Below are 19,030 nucleotides of genomic sequence, written 5' to 3'. Positions count from 1 at the left end.
ATTAGTTAATAAATACCAAGCTTCCTTTTCTTGTTTGTCTTTCTATCTTCACCTGTTTCTGATTTTGTAACAACCACACCAACATTTTCAGAGTGATTAACTGTGCTTTATTTAGGTATTTTTCTAAAAAGTTTTGGTAGAATGATGCCAGCATTATGACGACGGTCTTAATTAAATTACGAGACCGTTCTTTTTTACCATTAAACTGTACCCTACAGGTAGCTGCTTAATAACTGTACAGTTCATTCTCAATAAGTACCCACATTTGTTAAGGGGTCTGTGCCTCTCAAACCTTTATCTGGCTAGGTTTAGAGGCGTTTGTCGCCCCTTGAAATAAATCAGTCTAGATGAATATTTTTTTCATTGCATTAAAAAGAATAAACATAAAAAAATAATTAATAATAGAAATATTAAACAATAACTTGCTTCAAACCATGGCTACCAAGTTTACTGCCTCTCAATCGGTAGAAATTGCTGTGCCACAACAGCCTATTCCCATTCAGCATTACTTGCGTCAGCCTCAACGTCTGGTGAATGCTTTGGTCGATAACAAGCGGATTCAACAACTTTCCGAGGAAGTATTTCGGTTGAAAATGCGTCCTTTAACTTTTATGTCTTTGAGTATTCAACCCACTGTAGACATGCGAGTTTGGGCAGAATCAAATGGTGCGATCTATTTGCGATCGGTAGGTTGTGAAATCCTTGGTGTTGAATATATTAATCAGCGCTTTGCTCTAAATTTACAAGGACATTTGTCTCCCTACCAGTTCAGCACTGGCACTCGTCTGCAAGGAAAAGCCGATTTAGAAGTGCAAGTAGAACTGCCACCACCATTTTCCTTTACCCCCAAACCAATCTTAGAAGCTACTGGCAATAGTTTGCTCAAGAGTGTACTGTTGACAGTTAAGCAAAGATTGCTTCATCAACTTTTGGCAGATTATCGAAACTGGGTGAGTTCGCAAACCAGACAACAAGCTATAGGTAATAACAGTACTGAACTGCAAATTTTAAATATAGAGTAATTTTTGATTTATTAAGAGTAGGCAGTAATCAGTTATCTTATCTTCTTCTGCCGCTCTGTCCCTACACCTCCGATTTCTCTTACTTAACACTCAATTTGGCATGGACGAAAGGATTTGCGATGCAGAGGGGAGGGCCCGTATTTCCGTAGCGCTAACAAGTGCTTTTGGCTACTATAACCTTTGTTACTCGCGATATCGTACATAGGATACTTTGCTGCTAAACGCAGTACCAACTCGTCACGCCAAACTTTAGCCACAATACTAGCTGCGGCAATATTAAGCGATCGCTCGTCCCCTTTAACTATTGTTTTTTGAGGTAAAAGTAATTCTTTGACTAACTGATTGCCATCAACCAAACAAATTGCAGGCTGTACCTTCAACTTCTGGACAGCCCGCTTCATCGCTAATAACGTGGCCTGCAAAATATTTATTCGATCGATTTCAGCAGTGGAAGCAAATCCAATTCTCCAGTCAATAGCTAACGCGGAAATTAACTGTGCTAGCTGAGTTCTGCGAGAACTAGACAGCTTTTTACTGTCTTTAATATCAGCTGCCATCAATTCTGGAAAAGCACAAGTTGGTAGAATGACTGCTGCTGCAACTACAGGGCCAAATAAAGCACCTCGCCCGACTTCATCCACACCTGCAATCAACCCTGGAATAATTGATATAGCAGACAATTCCAGCCAACTGAATTCGCTGGATGCTGACGCACCAAGAGCAGTACTTGGTTCTGTTACCATAAAATTCAGTTAACTGTCGTCTAAGGAGCTATCCTCTACCGCAGACGAACGACGGCGACGGCGACGGTTCTCAGTAGGGGTGCTAGCCACTTCAACTTCTTCGGCGATCGCTACACTTCCCGAAGGATCCGCCGTCACCTCTGCTGACTCAGACGCTTTTTCGGGTAGGGATTTCTTTTTGAATTCAGCTTGTAATGTATTTGTGTTTACTTCACTAGTTTCTATTTCAGCAATTGAGTTGGGAGTTGATTCTATTGGGGCTGTTGGCAGTTGCCCAGGCTGAACAATGTTAATAATTACAGACTTAGGATTTTTGACCTCCTGCTCTAACTTCACAAGAGGAGAAACTCCCATCAAGGCGAAAACATCCTGTTCGTCTAGCGTCATTTCTACAGTCCTAATCTCCGGTGGTTCTACCACTGGCTTAACTGGCTCTACTTTGGTAGTTTTAGGACGTTCTGCCCGTTCAGCCCAACCTGATTTACCCAAGCTGGGTGAGGGAATATCTGGTGTCGCCCCTGATTCTACTTCACTATCTAAATCTAAATCAGAGTCGTTGTCAAAACCTAAAGGATTAGTAACAATCCGTGGTTCATCCTTGCCATTCCCTCCATTAATACCAATTCGTTTGCGACGGTTGCGGATGCTACGCTTATTATGCTCGCCAAGTTCTTGATAGCTGGGATGATTGATTAAATTTAAAGCACTTAGATCGGAGTCGCTATCAAATCCCTCTGCAAATGCATCGTAGGTTTCCCGTGTTTCCGTGACGCGAGCAGCAGGCAGACGTGGTTCTCGGTGAGGCAGAGATATAAAACGTTCTGGTATTTCTACTGGTGTTGGTAATCGGCTTTCGGTTTCTCCAGGCAGACGCACAACGTGACCTAAACCACCACAAGTGGGGCAAGTTTCACCAAACAATTCGTAAATGTTTTGACCTTGGCGCTTGCGGGTCAATTCTACTAAACCTAGTTCGGTTAGTTGAGCTATCTGGGGACGAGCTTTGTCTGCTTTCAGTGCTTTGTTAAAGTGTTCGAGGACGTGTAATTGGTCGCGCCGCGATTCCATATCAATGAAGTCTACGACGATTACCCCAGCAATATTTCGCAACCGTAACTGACGAGCGATTTCTGTTGCCGCTTCACAGTTCGTCCACAAAACTGTTTCTCTAGCTGTTGCCGATCGCGTAAAGGAACCAGAGTTAACATCAATTACTGTTAATGCTTCTGTCGGTTCAATAATAATGTAACCTCCAGAAGGCAAGTCTACTCTGGGTTTGAGAGCTTCTCTAATTGCTGCATTGATCCGGAAGTACTCTAAAATCGGCGAGCGATCGCGGTGATGGTCAATTAACAATCCCTGCGGTGTCTGGCCCCCACTCCAGTTTTGCAAATACTGCTTGACCCGCTTTAAGCCGGTGCTAGAATCTACTACGATCCGATTCACATCCGCGCCATACATATCTCGCAATACGCGCTGGATAAAATCATCGTCCCGGTTGAGCAGTGCTGGCGCACGGGTGGAATGTGCTTCTTGCTGAATGGCTTCCCATTGCTTTTGCAGCACTTCCAAATCTTCCATAATCGCTTCTTCTGGCTTGCCTTCGGCCTCGGTACGGACTAGCAAACCCATCCCAGCCGGTTTGATCAAGATTGCCAGCGCCCGCAAGCGGTTACGCTCGCTTTCACTTTTAATCCGCCGCGATAAATTTACACCTCTGCCATAGGGCATTAGTACTACGTAACGTCCAGGCATAGTGATGTTGCCTGTAAGTCTCGGGCCTTTTGTCCCCGTTGGCTCTTTCATCACTTGCACCAACACTTTTTGCTGTGGTGCTAATAATTCTGTGATTGCTGCTGCTGTCCGCTTCAGTTTTAACGGCCCCAAGTCAGTTACATGAATAAAGCCGTTACGTTCTGGGTCGCCAATGTTGACAAAAGCTGCATCTATCCCAGGTAATACATTTTCAACTACACCTAAATAGATATCACCTATTTGGTGATGACCCGTAGCTACAACTAGTTCTTGTATTTGATCTTCAGAAAAGACAGCAGCAATCTGATGCTGCTCCGCGATAATAATTTGTTTCGGCATTCAATTTCCTCAAAAACTGGCAGCACCAACGGGCTTGGAGGTTAGTTATGCCTCTTGCCCCTGTCAGCCCCAAAAGGCGCTGCTGATAATAAAAATTGTGAATTTAGGCTCAAAGTTAAAGAGCTATTGACCAGGGAATTGCGTTGACACGCCTGATTATTCCAGAACGGCTGCATATTGTTTGAGTAAATAAATCAACCGTCCATGGTTGATTTGCAATGCCATACCTTCACCATCTAGGGATTAGGCATTCAGCAGTTGTTTTAAAAAGCATAGGTAAGAGTTGCCGACGGAGCCTGCGATAGTTACTAGTTCGGTAGCTATAAACAGAGAGTGTTCTTTAATCTGCCTGTTGTTTGTCTGGGATAAAATCCTAGAAGTTGCACTCTAATATCTTTGCTTTCGCACCCTGAGTACCAGGGTAGTGAACCAGTTCATTCAATGCAGCGCCAGAAAATTTCTCTTCACACCATTCTAACGCAACCTTGCTAAAAATCAATTCCCATGATGTGCTACATCAGGATAACTACTAGCAAGTTACCCTTTAGGGATTATACTCCTAAAATTAGCTGATTGCGATGAATGTGTAGAAGTTGAAATTCCGTCCCAGATACTATTTCTAGCATAGACACGATATGTTCTGGGCGCAACAGCAAACCGTCAGGGCGACAGCTACCCACATAACGTAGGATAACTGTAGACTCGTCCTTGCTACTGTTAGTTTCTACTAACTCCAGTTCAAACAAGCGCGAGCGCAGATTTACTAATTGACTCTTGCCTGATTTAGTTGTTTGTTCCAACCATAGTTCATCTTTTGCTTTGATTGTATTAATCCAGTCCTGCCATTGTACAAGTGTTGCTTCACCAAGTGCTGCCACAGTTATCAAATACTCTGCTGCTTCTATCACTTGACTAGCAGCGGGAGCTTTTAAATCCAGCTGTAATACATTATATATGGGTATATCTGTGGGTAGTTCTTGAATCAACTGTTCTTTGAAAGTATCAATTTCCACAGGTTGAGTCAATTCAAAGTCCACAATTTCTCCACTGCTAGTAGCTCCTAAAGCCAAGGCATTGGCTACAGAGATCCGCGGACTTGGATGAAACCCACCAGTAAAAGCAACTGGCAAACTTGCTCGTCTGAGAACTCTATCAAACAGACGCATTAAGTCTAGGTGACTCAGCAAAGCGATATCGCCTTGCTTGCCAAACCAGACACGCAGCCGTTGAACCTTGGTGGTGTTGGGGACAAATTCGCCAGCAAATTGGGGAATACCAGGCGGATCGATGACAATATTATGACCGAAGTCTGTACCGCAAACCCCACAGTGAGAACAACCTTCAAAAGAGCAGTCTGGTACAGTTGCAGCTTCTAGAGCGCGTTGTAAGTCTTCCACTAACCACTTTTTGTCAATCCCTGTATCGATATGCTCCCAAGGCAATGTAGTGCTGAGTAGAGTGCTAAGTGAGTTAGGAGTTAGAAGTTGATTTTCTTCTGCTCCTCTGCTCCTCTGCTCCTCTGCTCCCCCGCCTCCCTCATCCTCTGTGTGAAATAAATTCCACTCGCCGTTTTCTACTTGGCGATATTTCCAGTCTAGACCTGCTTCGGCGATCGCATCTCCCCAAGCGGTGAAAGCTTTATCTAAATTGTCATACCAGGAATCCATGCCAGCACCCAATTCCCAAGCACGTCGCAGCACTTTGCCTAAAGTGCGATCGCCTCGTCCGATAAAGTCTTCCATAGCTGAAATCCGGACATCGGTGAAATTCACTTTCACTCCTCTCATCCTACGGAATTCATGGCGCAACAAGTTTTGCTTGCGTTTAAATTCCGCAGTGGAAACTGAGTGCCATTGAAATGGGGTATGGGGCTTGGGCGTAAAGTTAGAAATCGTCAAATTAAAGTTAAGGGGTTTTCTCCCTTGACCTCGACATGAGCGCTGCAACCAACTTACCGTTTCCGCAATGCCTACAACATCGGCATCCGTTTCACCCGGTAAGCCAATCATGAAATACAACTTGATTTTGTCCCAGCCTTGCTCCCAAGCAGTTTTCACACCCCGCAGCAATTCTTCATTGGTCAAACCCTTATTAACGATATCTCGCATTCGCTGGGTTCCAGCTTCTGGAGCAAAGGTCAGCCCACCTTGCCGCGTACCGCCAAGGATGTTGGCAATATTTTCATCAAATCTATCTACCCTTTGGCTAGGTAGAGATAGAGAAATATTCTCATTTTTTAAGCGATTTTTGATTTCCATCCCTACTGCTGGCAGAGACAAATAATCAGAACAGCTCAGAGATAGTAGAGAAAACTCGTTGTAACCAGTTGCCCGCATTCCCTGTTCGATCGCTTCTACTACTTTCTCTGGTTCCACATCTCGCGCTGGTCGGGTAAGCATACCTGGTTGGCAGAAGCGACAGCCACGAGTACAACCGCGACGAATTTCAATTGTCAAGCGGTCATGTACCGTTTGTACGTAAGGAACTAGCCCAATGGAATAAGCAGGTATGGGAGTTGCTACCCGTCGCAAAATTCGTTTTGGCACATCTGGGCGATTTGGATGTACTGAGCCATCCGCTGCCATGTCGTAAAATTGCGGAACGTAGACTCCTGGTATTTGTGCCAAGTCCAGTAGGGTCTGTTCTCGGTTCAATCCTGCTTGTTTGGTTTCTTCTAATACCAAACCAATTTCTGGAAGGAGCTCTTCGCCATCTCCAAGGGCGAAAAAGTCAAAAAAGTCAGCGTATGGCTCTGGATTGGATGTTGCTGTTTGTCCGCCTGCAAAAATCAATGGAAAATATAAAGAAGATTTTGCTCCCTCGTCTCCTTTATCCCCGCGTCCCTGCGTCCCTACGTCCCCGCGTCCTCTATTCTGCCTTTCTTTCCATGTCAGGGGAATACCAGCTAAATCCAACATTTCTAGAATGTTAGTTGCTCCCAGTTCATAGCTGAGGCTAAAACCTAAAATGTCGAATTCTGTTAGCGATCGCTTTGACTCTACAGCAAATAAAGGTGTATGTGTTTCCCTGAGTTTGCCCGCCAAGTCTTGTCCTGGGAGGTAGGCGCGATCGCATAACTGTCGCGGTTGGGCATTCAAGATGTTATAGAGGATGATATGTCCTAAATTAGATGCCCCGACTTCGTATACCTCTGGGTAAGTTAACACCCAGCGGATTGTAGCCGTATCCCACGGCTTATGTATTGATAAGCGTTCGTTACCCAGGTAACGTGCTGGCTTTAAAATATCCGATGTTATTAATTTTTCAACTGCAACAGCCACTGTGCTATCTTCTAGCTACCTTAATTACAGCTAATCACCCTTAACTTAGCATTGATTAGGTCTATTAATCAGGTTCGTTCAAGCAACTTACAACTCTTTTACAAAAGTTTGCGCTCAAGCCACGTTATATGTTAAATTACGGTATTTTAAAGAATTTTAGGCAACTGCCAACTGAGCTTCGTCTTCAGATATTTCAAAAACGCCATCTAGTTGGGTTAGTTCAAAAATTATCTTAACTGATGGCGGCACAGAGCAAAGCTTAAAACTCCTTCCTAAACTCTGAGATAGCTTTAGAGCAGAAACCAATGCCATCAAGCCGGAACTATCAAGGGATTCTACTGCTGCTAAATCTATTAACAAGATAGAAACATCATCTTGTCTTAAGGCTGCGGTCATGTCTCGTTCTAGTTCCAAGGCATTAGTGGCATTCAGGAAGCCTTGAGGACGAATTACCGTAATTTTTGGATACTTTATTAATGCTTGCATTATCGATATTAGAGTTATTGAATGTAAAGTCTAGATTTATTTGAACATAAACTCTTTTTTACAACATCGACCATACGTCTTATAACTCTTTGCTGAATCTTTATTGCTTTAGTACCTCTGTTTAAAGATTGTCATAAATACAGGGTGAAATGTATTCATATATACTTTTTTTTTGCTTCGGTTCAAAAACAATCAGCATAGACAGTCACACTGAAGACCAATTAACCGTAACAATGCTCGGAATTCTTGATTGGTCTATAAATAAAGCCGATTCAGTCAAGATATAGCGGTAGATTAAATGCCCTGACTTACACAATCGATGGTGGTATGTGGTCGGGTTAATGGCAAGTTAACATTTAATCGTTATGTGATCTAGATCACATAAGAAATGGTATTTAGATCGCATTATATACTGAGCTTTATCTTGGATAATTAGTACCATATACAATTGGATTATTACTGATGAGAACTAAGTATGCTATTCGTCGATTAGTAGAAAAAGCTCTGGACATAAAAAAACTAACTCCTGAGATAGAAAATGAAATCAATTCTGAACTGACTGAAAACGGTTATATATCTGATGTTGACTATGAAGCTTTGGAATTATTAATGGCAGAGATGGATGCTGGTAGAGTGAAGCTGGTTCCGAGCTGGGGATATTAGTCTAATGGTCGGTTAATGTTGTAATCTTTTTCTATCCAAAGTTTATATTGACAAAAACGTAGCTCAAAGCTTCAAAATAGTTAACACTAGTTGCAATAACAGCAGTACCGATAAAAAGCGCGATAGAATTGCTGGTATTTTTCTGCAATGTTTACTATTTAGTTACCTGGTGTGGCGTAAACTGTGCTAATGAGCATCTACAATTTGCATTAGTAGTAAGTCGCCATGCAGCCCGCTAAACGCTTAGAAAAAATTCCTCCCTATTTGTTTGCTGAAATTAATCGCAAACGAGAAGAACTAGAAGCCAAGGGAGTTGACATCATTAATCTGGCAGTAGGCGATCCGGATAAACCTACTCCTGCTCGTATTCTCCAAGTAATGCATGAGGCGATTGATGACGCTTCTAACCACAATTATCCTCCCTATCAGGGTATGCAAGAATTTCGGGAGGCGGCGGCTAAGTGGATGGAACGTCGATTTGGGATAACGGGCTTAAACCCATATGCAGAGGTAATCTCTTCTATCGGTTCTAAGGAAGCAATACACAATACCTTTTTAGCCTTTGTGGAAGCAGGAGATTATACGCTGATACCAGATCCTGGTTATCCCGTATATCGAACTTCCACAATTTTTGCTGGTGGCGAGCCTTTTACTATGCCTTTGAAGGCAGAAAACAACTTTTTGCCTGATTTGAGCGCAATTTCTGAAGAAATCGCCTACAAGACCAAACTTTTGTGGATTAACTATCCTAATAATCCCACAGGAGCATTGGCAACGCTAGAGTTTTTTGAGGAATTGGTAGCTTTTTGCAAGCGGTACGATATTTTATTGTGTCACGACCATGCCTACTCTGAAATGGCATACGATGGCTACAAACCACCGAGCGTGCTACAAGTTGCAGGAGCGAAAGATGTAGCTATTGAGTTTCACAGTTTGTCAAAGTCGTATAATATGACAGGTTGGCGGATTGGTTTTGCAGTTGGTAATGCCATCGGTATTCAAGCTTTAAGACAGGTAAAGACTAACGTAGATTCTGGGGTATTTAAGGCAATTCAAAAAGCTGCGATCGCAGCTTACTCTACTAATGAAGCAGAACTGCAAGCTGTGATGTCTGTTTACCAAAAGCGTCGTGACATCATAGTTAAAGGACTGCAATCTCTAGGCTGGCCGATTGAACCTCCAAAAGCTACCCTTTATGTTTGGCTACCCGTACCTCCAGGATATTCTTCAATGGAATTTGTGACTTTGCTTCTTGACAAATGTGGCATTCTCGTGCCTCCAGGTAATGGTTACGGTGCAGCAGGAGAAGGTTTTTTCCGAATTGCTTTAACTATTCCTGACGAACGGATGCACGAAGCTATCCAACGTCTTGAAGATGCTGGTATTCGCTACGACGGTTAAAACCGCTGAACACTGGGTATTGGCAAAGGTAAGCAAAATAGGCTAGTCTTCAGTACCCAGTTCCTCTTGATATGCTTGCCAAAGTTGATGAATAAATTGATTAAGTTGTTGTTTGGCAGCTAAGTCCAGTTCAGCTTTTGGTTCTTTTGCTAAAACCTGACTCAAAATGGTAATTACTTCTGTGTCTAAGGCTGGTCGAAATAATTTCACGGGCCAAAGTAGGTCAGGCGCATCTCGTAAATCGGTAACTAGCGGTAAATCTGGGGTATGAGTAGTTAGCAATAAGGGACGCACCCAGCACAACTGACGGGAAACCACGACTTGAATGACTTCTGCATATAGATTCTTGTCGCCATACTCTAAAGACACAATTTGTCCTGGTTGAAAGTCTAGGCTCATGTCCATAAATTACACGACTAGGGCATTGACAAGGATTTTATTGCAGCTTTTTTAAGCTTGTAAGCAGGCAATGGCTTTGAGAATGTATACTTTAACATTAACTTTAGCACTCTCAGGGCTGTAATGTCATACACATAAGCTGTTACGCTTTGAAATTGCAGATTAGACCTATGAACAAAAGTAACTTTTGCATTCTTGTGGGCAAAGGGCAAAGGTTAAAGGTTTTTTTATTTCTTTCCCCCTTACTCTTTTACCGACTTCTGTAAGAAGTCTATTGACCAAAGTTGACTGTTGACCGCTGTGAGTATTTCTGAAAATTAAATGCGCTTTAGCTTATGTGTTGCGATCGTACTGTCTCTTTAGCAGGAGATTGTGATGGTGTCATAAAGTTTAGTATGGAGATGCTATAGAATAGGTAAATAACTGTTAAGTAAACACTAAACAGAAAATCTGTTGTAGTAAATCAGCGAGAAAAGAGCAAAAAGCCGTGTCAGTCGAAACTATTGAGAAGCGTTCTACATCCCGCAAACTCGCGCCTCGGTATCGTGTTTTGCTCCATAACGACGACTACAACCCTATGGAGCACGTGGTACAGGTGCTATTAACTACAGTGCCAAGTCTTACCCAGCCTCAAGCTGTTAGTATCATGATGGAAGCCCATACTAACGGGCTAGCTTTGGTAATTACTTGCGCTCAAGAACATGCTGAATTTTATTGCGAAACATTGAAAAGTCACGGATTAAGCAGCACCATTGAACCTGATGAATAGTTATTAGTCAGTGGTGAGACAGCGCTGCGGGAGGGTTTCCCTCCGCAGGCGACTGCGAACCCGAAGGGTCAGTTGTCAGTGGTGAGTGGGAAAATCAACAACTAACGACTAAGTTATTAGTCAGTTGTTAATGGTGAAAAATAACTGACAACTAACAACTGACAACTGACCAGTATGAAAATCAACCTTGTCTCTTTAGCCCAACGCCCTGCCCCTCTAAGGCTGGGTTATTTTATTTTGACTTTGTTGCTGCTGTGGTTGCCTTTCGCTGCACCAATTTACTTACTAGTACGTGATTCAAACTTAGTAAGTATCTTGACAATGGTGTTGCTATATGTGGAGTTTATTGTTCTACTCAAACTTTGGGGTAAGCATGTCTACCAGCAACCTCAAATACTAAAGCAGTATGGCTTAGAACTGACACGGCAAAACGGTGTTGATTTACTGCGCGGTTTAGCTCTAGGGCTAATAAACATTCTCATACTTTTTGGGATACAAGGCTTTTTAGGTTGGCTAGTGTGGCAACAACCAAAAGTTTTTTTGCTGAAAATAGTTTTAGAGGGTTTAATCGTCGGTTTAGGTATTGGCTTTGCTGAGGAACTGTTATTTAGAGGCTGGTTGCTAGATGAGTTGCAACGAGATTACAGCCCGCGTGTAGCGCTTTGGACAGATGCTATTGTATTTGCTACATTGCATTTCATTAAACCGCTAAAGGCAATTATTCAAACACTGCCGCAATTTCCAGCTTTAGTACTGTTGGGATTAACGCAGGTATGGGGAAAGCGTTGGCGGCGGGGACGCTTGGGCTTGCCAATGGGTTTGCATGGTGGTTTAGTATGGGGCTATTACATTATTAATATTGGCGAATTAATAAAATATTCTGGTAAAGTTCCCGATTGGGTGCCTGGTATAAATAATAATCCCTTGCAAGGGATGATGGGGGTATTACTGATGAGTGTGCTGGCGTTGTGGATACGAGGGAGAACTCAGCGATCGCGATAATACGAGTACTGGCTGATTTGGACATTTAAGACTTGTGGAACCTAATGATTTCTATAATCAGTGATTTGAATCTCAGGATGCTATGAGCTTTAATATAGCTAACTTTCAAATCGACAATGTCACCACTGGAAAAATTATTAAGCTGGAGCCTACAGGTGTTCTAGTGGATTTTTATACCGATAAACTAGCTTATGTTCCAATAATAGAGCTATCATTCGCTGAGATTCAGGCCCCAGAAGAAGCCGTGCAACTAAATGAAATCCGAGAATTTTTGGTTGTGGGAAATTACGATGGCGAACACGATATTTTCTTCTCAAATTGTTCGCCTGAGACACTAAAAGATAGCGATCGCTTGTACGAGATTACATTGGATCTGGCTTCTGAAAAATGTGGCCATCCCATAAATAGCCCTCTTCTGTCACTCTCCGTGAGGGCGATTGCTAGAAGTCTCACGAGGCAATCAATACAACCTATACTATTAGAAAAAAATTGCTCTTGAATTTGTTATTAGAAAATAATCGCGCGATCGCTTGCTGTACAAAAGCTCTAGAATTCAGAAATGGCAAATGTTTTCGGAGACTGACAGAAGAGGGATAGAGAAGACTTGATCGTACACACTAAGATTCTTGATGTTCGTGGACACGGCTTCTCAGTAAGAATTTCCTGGTTCTTATGTTCTCAAGAGCATCCAGCAACGGTTTCTTTTTCAATTCGCAAACTAGAACTGCGAATAGCATGGGAACGGGTACGACAATTGCAAGCTGAGGATGTAACAGTATATGGAAAAATCTTTAAAAAAACTTCAAGGGGTGCATTAGTGAAAATAGAGGGTTTGCGTGGAGTAATTCTTACTCATGTTGATAAGCATAGAGAGGAATTAGTAGTAGGGGAGGAACTTCCGCTCAAAATTATAGAAGTGATAGAGGAGTATAATCGCTTAGTACTGCTCCATCGTTCTGTTTCAATCAGACTCAGGCAATTACAGGTTGGTCAAGTTGTAAGCGGCACTATACGGAGCATCAAAGATTATGGTGTGTTCGTTGATATTGGAGATTTATATGCTTTGTTGCCAACCTCAAAAATGTTCCATCCATCTGTTGACCATCCAAACCAAATTTTCAAAATTAATGACCATTTAAAAGCAATAATCGCCGAACTAGATCGTAAAAATGGTCGAGTTGTTCTAGAAAGTTGTGAAAATTAAAGAATATTGGAATTATTTGCGATCGCATCTGTCCCCAAAGGAACTACAACGGCAAATGCTAAACTACATTTATCAAGCTTGAGAAGCAATTATGACTGCCCTAATTCTCAACTTAAGTCCTACTATTGAGCTAACAGATGACCAGTTCTTCCAACTTTGCCAGAATAATCGCGATCTGCGCCTTGAGCGCACGGCAGAGGGAGAACTGATTATTATGCCACCAACTGGATGGGAAAGTGGAAATCGTAATTCAAAACTGACAGCCAGGGTAGAGTTTTGGGCTGAAGCTAATGGTACAGGGCTAGCTTTTGATTCTTCAACAGGTTTCAAACTTCCCAATGGTGCTAACAGATCGCCTGATGCATCTTGGGTAAGTCGCAAAAGATTAGCAGCCCTCAACCCAGATCCGGCGAAGTTCTTACCAATGGCTCCTGATTTTGCCGTAGAATTACGCTCTGCTAATGATAGTTTGAAGACTGTACAACAAAAAATGCAAGAGTACATTGATAATGGTGTACGTCTAGGTTGGCTAATTGACCCCCAAAACCAGCGAGTAGAAATTTACCGTCCAGATCGAGATATCGAGGTTTTACAATCCCCCACTAGTTTGTCTGGAGAAGATGTACTACCTGGGTTTGTGCTGGATTTGGCCCAGATTCTAAATTAAGCGATCGCCTGACTAAAAAAGTGTTAATGCTCGATACAAAAATTAGCGTTGAAATAGCCTGAAAACCCCTCCCCTCTGCACCTCTGCCCTCCTGCGGTCTTAATGATAAGTCTTTAACCGAACACAATATAACGCCAGTTAATACAGGATTATTTGCGTTATTTTATTAAGTCCCGATATGGTCAAATTTGTTGTTCTTGTGTTCCTACTGATACTTTCCTGCTCAGTGGCGCTTCCAGCTTTGGCATCCGTATGCCGTAATTACGGAGGTCACAGGATTTGCATTATTAGTATTAATCGCAGTGCCAAAAATTATTGGGAATATAGAGCAGTGGTTAGCGTCGATGGAGTGAAAAGACCAATGGAAGTGTACAACTGTCGGGCTGGGGTTAAAGTTCAGCGAGATGGGACTGTTTTAGCATTTAAACATAACGACCCTGGCGAACTGATATGCAGTTTTTTCCAGAAGTCGTGATGCTTTAAATTTAAGAAGCTGCCTCTGCTGCAATTGTACCTACCAAACATGCTCTATCCATATTAACGCCGTTCAAATTTGCTCCTTCTAATTCTGCACAAAGCAAATTTGCCCCTGTCAAATTCGCTCCCGCCAAATTCGCCCCCCTTAAATCAGCTTCTTCAAGATTCGCTTCACTCAATAACGTTCCTTGCAAATCAGTACGGCTCAAGTCTGCACCTTTGAGATTTGCGCCAGTTAAGTTAGCACCCCGCAAGTCAGCACCCCGCAAGTCTACACCTTGCAAGTTGACGTTCATCAAATTCGCACCACTCAAGAAAGCTCCTGCTAAAGACACATCGCTAAGTCTGGCTCCCATCAAGTTTGCACCGCGCAAATTGCTACCTCGCAAATCAGCACTCGTCAAATCTGCTTGCATCAAGTTCGCTCCCATGAGGTTTGCTCGCAAGTCAGTTGCTTGTAAGTTCGCTCCCATTAAATTTGCTCCCTCCAAATGTCCACCTTCTAGTTTGGAAGCATTGAAATTAGCACCAACAAGGGTAGCGCCAGCAAGGTTAATGCGGCTTAAATCGAGTTGGGAAAGTTCCTCATCTTCTAAATTTGCTCCAGGAAGTTGTTTGAGTTTTCCTGATTTAATGGCTTCAATATTCATTTGGGGTAACTACTAATCTCCTCACTAGTCTTGCTGTGGCTATCCCATTGGGAATCAAGCAGCCAGATGCCGGTGCTAACTTTTGGTATCATTATGGGCAAGTCGAGTCCTTGCTGCAAACCCATAACTAACAAAGCTAGGGTATCTAAAAGTTTAGGGTCAAAGCGGGTGGATTGTTGTTGTCTGCACTCATCCAAAGCTTGAGTAAATATTTGTTCTCGACTTTGATTCGACGATTTTTGCTGATTTACTCGCCATTGAAAGTCTGCCAATAATGCCAAAATTCTCGACTCTAAAGGAATTTCATCTCCAGCTAAACCTGCTGGTTCTCCCGTTCCATTCCACCACTCGGTTTGGTGAGTAATAATTTGGGCAACTGCTCGCAATCGTGGCATGGTTCGCAATACTTGCGCGCCTGGTACGAGAGGACAACTTAAGGCAGTATTGGAGGCATCTTCGTGGTAGCGTGTGGATGTACCAGGAGTGAGAATGCTTTCTGCTTTTTGTAGCGGATCTATGCGATGCAGTAAACCTGCTAATCGCAGTCTTTTAATTTGCCATGCAGGAAGATCCAAAAGCTGCCCCATTGTCTCGGCAAGTACGACTACTTCTGCCGCAGCTAGGGGATTGTTGACATCTGCTATGTCCATGAGTTGTGCCATCCGCAAAAATGCTTGGATTTCGTTAGAAACCAAGTTACGGTCTAGCGATTGTTGGCGCAGGGCTGTAGGGATGGTTAAATTATCCTGACCGATCTGGAGATAGTCTACTACGCGGGAGACAACGGCACTCAAATTTTCCGGTTTAGCGATCGCAGGTACAATTTCCTGTTTGTAAGTTGTCAGTTTTTGCGCTAGTTCTGGATTGTATTGTTGAATGTGAGCGATCGCTAATTCTGCTGTTTCTTTGACTAACTCTGGTTCAAATGTCCATAAGCCATAGAATTTACGCTCTATGTCCGAAGCTGGTAGTCCTGCTTCTCCATAATCAGCTTCTGATATTTCTTGACAAAGTACCATTGCTGTGTATTTAGACGACAGAATAATTAAGTGCCACTCTTGTGCCACTGGATCGCTTGTATCTAATGCTACTAAGTCTACATTGGGCAGTTGGCTTGTGGGATGTTCGACAAAACCTGTATCTGAAGATGCCATGATAACGATTTCACGGCTGTACTTAGCGATATCTGCGTATCGATCTGCTTCTTGCAGATACCATTTACCCCGTTGAAAAGCTGTAATTACTAAGGGTGTACTGTCGTCACTTAAAATATGATCTTCTAAAGCATGGCACAGAGATACTAGGGTATTTTTGTAATACACCCCAAATCGGATTGGTCTAGTACTATGGTTATGTGTTGTTTTTAGCTGTTGTAAAATCGAACCTTCTAACATAGGGCTTGTTTAAAGGGATTGGCAATTGGGGATTAGAAAAGGCAAAGGTAGGGTTCCCTCTGGGGATAAGGGGCGGGGGTAAGGGGAAAAGTAATTATCCTTTGCCCTTTACTGTTTAACCTTATCTCCAGCCCCTAGTCTCTCGTATTGTATTCTATAATACACTTGCTAGCTGTTTATCTTTCGTTATTATGGGAGCAGAAAGAGCCGCTTCTAAGTCAGCACAACCCAACTTTTCTTCTAATATTTTCATAACTTCGCGTCCGAAATCGTTGGGATTTTGTTGCCAAGCTTGCAAGCAGACTTCTCCAAAGAAGGAACCGAGAGGTTCGGGATTCCAAAGGAGTTTTTTAGCTGTCCAGGGCATTAAACTCATAGGATTGTACCCTGGTTTGAGGATACCTTCTTTGAAGGCATATTCTTCTAAATGGGTGTGAGGTTGTAGTCCGATAAAAAAGATAGCAGGTTCGACTTTATCTGCACCAAAAATTCTTTCTAGTTCGCGGTGATAGGCGATGGTTTGGCGAATGGTTTCGGGACGTTCGTCAATGACGTTAAACGAGTAGTTAACGGAAACTAAATCTTGAAACCCAGCTGCTTTTAAGTCACGGCAGTTTTGCAAGACTGTTCTCAGGTTGTATCCCATCCGCATTTTCCGCACGAGTTCTTGAGAACCGCTGGTAATGCCGATTTCAAAATAGTTCATTCCCGTCTTTACCATCAACTCACACAACTGGGGTGTCAAGTTGTCGGCTCTGATGTACGCTGCCCAATGGATGTCTGTCATACCAGAATCAACAATTTTCTGCAACAGTTCCACAGCATCATCGATAAATTTGCGTGCGGGAATGAATTGGGCATCGGTAAACCAGAAGTTGCGAATACCGCGCTTGTACAACTGGCGCATTTCAGCAACTACTTCCTCGGCTGGGTTGATGCGTACTTGTTTACCTTCGACAACGGTGTAGACACAATAACAACAGTTATGCGGACAACCACGTTTGGTTTGTACGCCGATATAAAAGTCTCGATCTTGGAGGTAATAGTTAAATTCCGGCCAAATGTTTTCTATATAGTCGTAATCGCAGGCGGTTTTTTCTAGGGGGGTGGGTTGTTCGTGAATTAACCGTTGCCGTGGTTGACTTTCTCCCACAATGTAACAGCGTTCATCTCGAAAGTCTCTGTTACTTAAGAGTTTTTCTAGTAGGGTTTCCCCTTCACCTACAGAAATAATGGTTTCTTGGGGTAAGCTTTTACCCAACTGTTCGTAAAATACGCTGACTGCACCGCCACCGACAACTGCACGAGCATCAGAATTATATTTTTGGGCGCGTTTTAAACCGCGCTTGATTAATCCTAAGTTGCGCCATAACTCTACATAGTAGGCAATGAAAATTCGCAAACCGCCTAATGCCCCGCGTAATTTTACCAAGGGATTTTTAGCGTAATAAAATTCAAAGGCATTTTGCAGTGGATTTCCACCACGCCCACCGACTGGGGCATAAATTTGAATGTCTCGCCAAGAAAAGACTAGCAGTGTCGGCTGAAATTCATCAACACAGCGATCGAGGGCAAAAGTGTAATCTAGAGGTGGTACTGTTCCCAAATCAAAAATGCGCTGTTCGATTTGAGGAAACTGCTTGTGGACATGATCTGACAGATAGACAACCCCAATAGGAAAAATGGGGTTACAGGGAAGGCGAACGTAGAGAATTCGATTTTCCATCATGGGGTTTTTAACTTCCATCTTGCCGTTCTTGAAGGGGAAGCGAGACATCTAGTTTTAAACTATGTTTCTTTTGTTTATCCTGACTTGCTGCAATCGTGCTTGACATTTAAGCCGACTTCTGAACCAAGTCGATCGGTTACTGACAACTTTGGTAATAGCTAAATTTGCAAACAAGACAGATAGGTTTTATGAAAAAATTTCATATATCTTTACCATAACATTGAGTCTATTCATTAAGCGACGATCGCTGCCGATAAATCTAAGGAATTAGGTGAAACCGAAAAATTCTCAAATAGAAGGTGAGATAGCGTAACTGAATTATATTTACCTCCGCAAAAAATCTGAAAATTTATCTGCCATAATGTATAATTTTCAAAGAAGCGAGTTTTTTTATAAAATTTTCATAACCTGAACATATCTTTAGATATAAATAACGTAGAAAATTTCAGTTGGTAGTCGGAGTTACAACATCTGGGGATCGCCAAGTGTTAGCTTTGGTTGTGTAATGTAAAATTGTGGCGTAAAGCTCCTCAGCAGTTATGGCTCAAATATTAGATCCACTACCACCTGAACAATCGGGGAACATTCTCTGCTGCTACGTTAATGCCACGAGCAAAATCCAGGTGGCCCGCATCTCCAATATTCCTAACTGGTACTTTGAAAGAGTTGTTTTTCCTGGACAACGTCTCGTGTTTGAAGCACCGTATGAAGCTCATATGGAGATTCATACGGGGATGATGGCAAGTGCTATATTATCGGATAAAATTCCTTGCGATCGCCTTGCGATTAACGATCCTAACAGTAGAGAGTTTAATACAGACTCCATAGGGAACGACCCTATCAGTAAAAATCCAATGGTGCAATCAATTAAGACAACAACTGGAGATACAACAAGATCCTTAACAGTCGCTGGTTTAGCATCCGTAGATTAAAAAAACAATTTTATTTCATTTTAGGGTTGCTGAAATTCAGCAGCCTTTTTTATTTAGGTGTCAGTTGTCAGAAGTACAAGGCAGGAGTTATTATTTCTTGTCTCCCTCATCTCCCTC

Annotated in this window: 17 protein-coding genes; 9 read left to right on the top strand and 8 right to left on the bottom strand. The window is 42.6% G+C overall.

Translation table 11 applies throughout. The annotated features are described in order from the left end of the window. The first annotated feature begins 434 nt into the window (after positions 1-434). Positions 435-1,022, top strand: coding sequence for a DUF1997 domain-containing protein (locus I8752_RS24935; RefSeq protein WP_214434923.1), 588 nt, complete (start codon positions 435-437; stop codon positions 1,020-1,022). A gap of 83 nt (positions 1,023-1,105) precedes the next feature. On the opposite strand, the gene I8752_RS24930 is transcribed toward I8752_RS24935, so the two are convergent. The 4 genes from I8752_RS24930 to I8752_RS24915 all read right to left on the bottom strand — a co-directional run bounded on the left by I8752_RS24930 (position 1,106) and on the right by I8752_RS24915 (position 7,626). Beyond that, positions 1,106-1,765 carry a ribonuclease HII gene (locus I8752_RS24930; protein ID WP_214434922.1) on the bottom strand — a complete coding sequence of 220 codons (660 nt, stop codon included), beginning with the start codon at positions 1,763-1,765 and terminating at the stop codon, positions 1,106-1,108. 9 nt (positions 1,766-1,774) lie between these two features. Beyond that, positions 1,775-3,859, bottom strand: coding sequence for an Rne/Rng family ribonuclease (locus I8752_RS24925; protein WP_214434921.1), 2,085 nt, complete (start codon positions 3,857-3,859; stop codon positions 1,775-1,777). A gap of 551 nt (positions 3,860-4,410) precedes the next feature. Then, the gene (locus I8752_RS24920) at positions 4,411-7,140 is read right to left on the bottom strand and encodes a TIGR03936 family radical SAM-associated protein (protein ID WP_214434920.1); all 2,730 of its coding nucleotides are present in this window, start codon (positions 7,138-7,140) and stop codon (positions 4,411-4,413) included. Positions 7,141-7,296: 156 nt separating this feature from the next. Then, positions 7,297-7,626, bottom strand: coding sequence for an STAS domain-containing protein (locus I8752_RS24915; protein WP_214434919.1), 330 nt, complete (start codon positions 7,624-7,626; stop codon positions 7,297-7,299). A 462-nt stretch (positions 7,627-8,088) separates the two neighbouring features. Between I8752_RS24915 and I8752_RS24910 the strand changes: the two genes are divergently transcribed. Next, positions 8,089-8,289: a hypothetical protein gene (locus tag I8752_RS24910; RefSeq protein WP_214434918.1), complete on the top strand. Its 201-nt coding sequence runs from the start codon at positions 8,089-8,091 to the stop codon at positions 8,287-8,289. 225 nt (positions 8,290-8,514) lie between these two features. Beyond that, complete coding sequence (locus I8752_RS24905; RefSeq protein WP_214434917.1) at positions 8,515-9,690, top strand: LL-diaminopimelate aminotransferase; 1,176 nt, start codon at positions 8,515-8,517, stop codon at positions 9,688-9,690. 42 nt (positions 9,691-9,732) lie between these two features. On the opposite strand, the gene I8752_RS24900 is transcribed toward I8752_RS24905, so the two are convergent. After that, positions 9,733-10,095: a hypothetical protein gene (locus I8752_RS24900; protein ID WP_214434916.1), complete on the bottom strand. Its 363-nt coding sequence runs from the start codon at positions 10,093-10,095 to the stop codon at positions 9,733-9,735. A 481-nt stretch (positions 10,096-10,576) separates the two neighbouring features. Between I8752_RS24900 and clpS the strand changes: the two genes are divergently transcribed. From clpS to I8752_RS24875, 5 genes are all read left to right on the top strand, one after another. Further along, on the top strand, positions 10,577-10,858 hold the full coding sequence (gene clpS / locus I8752_RS24895) for an ATP-dependent Clp protease adapter ClpS (RefSeq protein WP_214434915.1): 282 nt from the start codon (positions 10,577-10,579) through the stop codon (positions 10,856-10,858). A 174-nt stretch (positions 10,859-11,032) separates the two neighbouring features. Beyond that, positions 11,033-11,860, top strand: a complete 828-nt coding sequence (locus I8752_RS24890; RefSeq protein WP_214434914.1) for a CPBP family intramembrane glutamic endopeptidase — start codon at positions 11,033-11,035, stop codon at positions 11,858-11,860. A gap of 82 nt (positions 11,861-11,942) precedes the next feature. Then, positions 11,943-12,359, top strand: coding sequence for a hypothetical protein (locus I8752_RS24885; RefSeq protein ID WP_214434913.1), 417 nt, complete (start codon positions 11,943-11,945; stop codon positions 12,357-12,359). Between the two features lie 105 nt (positions 12,360-12,464). Further along, positions 12,465-13,064, top strand: a complete 600-nt coding sequence (locus I8752_RS24880) for a S1 RNA-binding domain-containing protein (RefSeq protein ID WP_225895888.1) — start codon at positions 12,465-12,467, stop codon at positions 13,062-13,064. A 91-nt stretch (positions 13,065-13,155) separates the two neighbouring features. Further along, a complete protein-coding gene (locus I8752_RS24875) occupies positions 13,156-13,731 on the top strand; it encodes a Uma2 family endonuclease (protein WP_214434912.1) in 576 nt (191 codons plus the stop codon). A 485-nt stretch (positions 13,732-14,216) separates the two neighbouring features. On the opposite strand, the gene I8752_RS24870 is transcribed toward I8752_RS24875, so the two are convergent. The 3 genes from I8752_RS24870 to I8752_RS24860 form a co-directional block, all read right to left on the bottom strand. Next, positions 14,217-14,858, bottom strand: a complete 642-nt coding sequence (locus I8752_RS24870; protein WP_214434911.1) for a pentapeptide repeat-containing protein — start codon at positions 14,856-14,858, stop codon at positions 14,217-14,219. Next, positions 14,855-16,252, bottom strand: coding sequence for a DICT sensory domain-containing protein (locus tag I8752_RS24865; protein ID WP_214434910.1), 1,398 nt, complete (start codon positions 16,250-16,252; stop codon positions 14,855-14,857). The genes I8752_RS24870 and I8752_RS24865 overlap by 4 nt, the downstream gene beginning before the upstream one ends. A gap of 154 nt (positions 16,253-16,406) precedes the next feature. Next, a complete protein-coding gene (locus I8752_RS24860; RefSeq protein WP_214434909.1) occupies positions 16,407-17,999 on the bottom strand; it encodes a photosystem II high light acclimation radical SAM protein in 1,593 nt (530 codons plus the stop codon). Positions 18,000-18,520: 521 nt separating this feature from the next. Here I8752_RS24860 and I8752_RS24855 point away from each other — a divergent pair. Next, positions 18,521-18,913, top strand: coding sequence for a DUF1830 domain-containing protein (locus tag I8752_RS24855; RefSeq protein WP_214434908.1), 393 nt, complete (start codon positions 18,521-18,523; stop codon positions 18,911-18,913). Positions 18,914-19,030 lie beyond the last annotated feature (117 nt).

Origin of the sequence: Dendronalium phyllosphericum CENA369 (assembly GCF_016056275.1) — a bacterium.
Lineage (GTDB): Bacteria > Cyanobacteriota > Cyanobacteriia > Cyanobacteriales > Nostocaceae > Dendronalium > Dendronalium phyllosphericum.
This window is presented reverse-complemented; position numbering and strand designations above follow the sequence as displayed.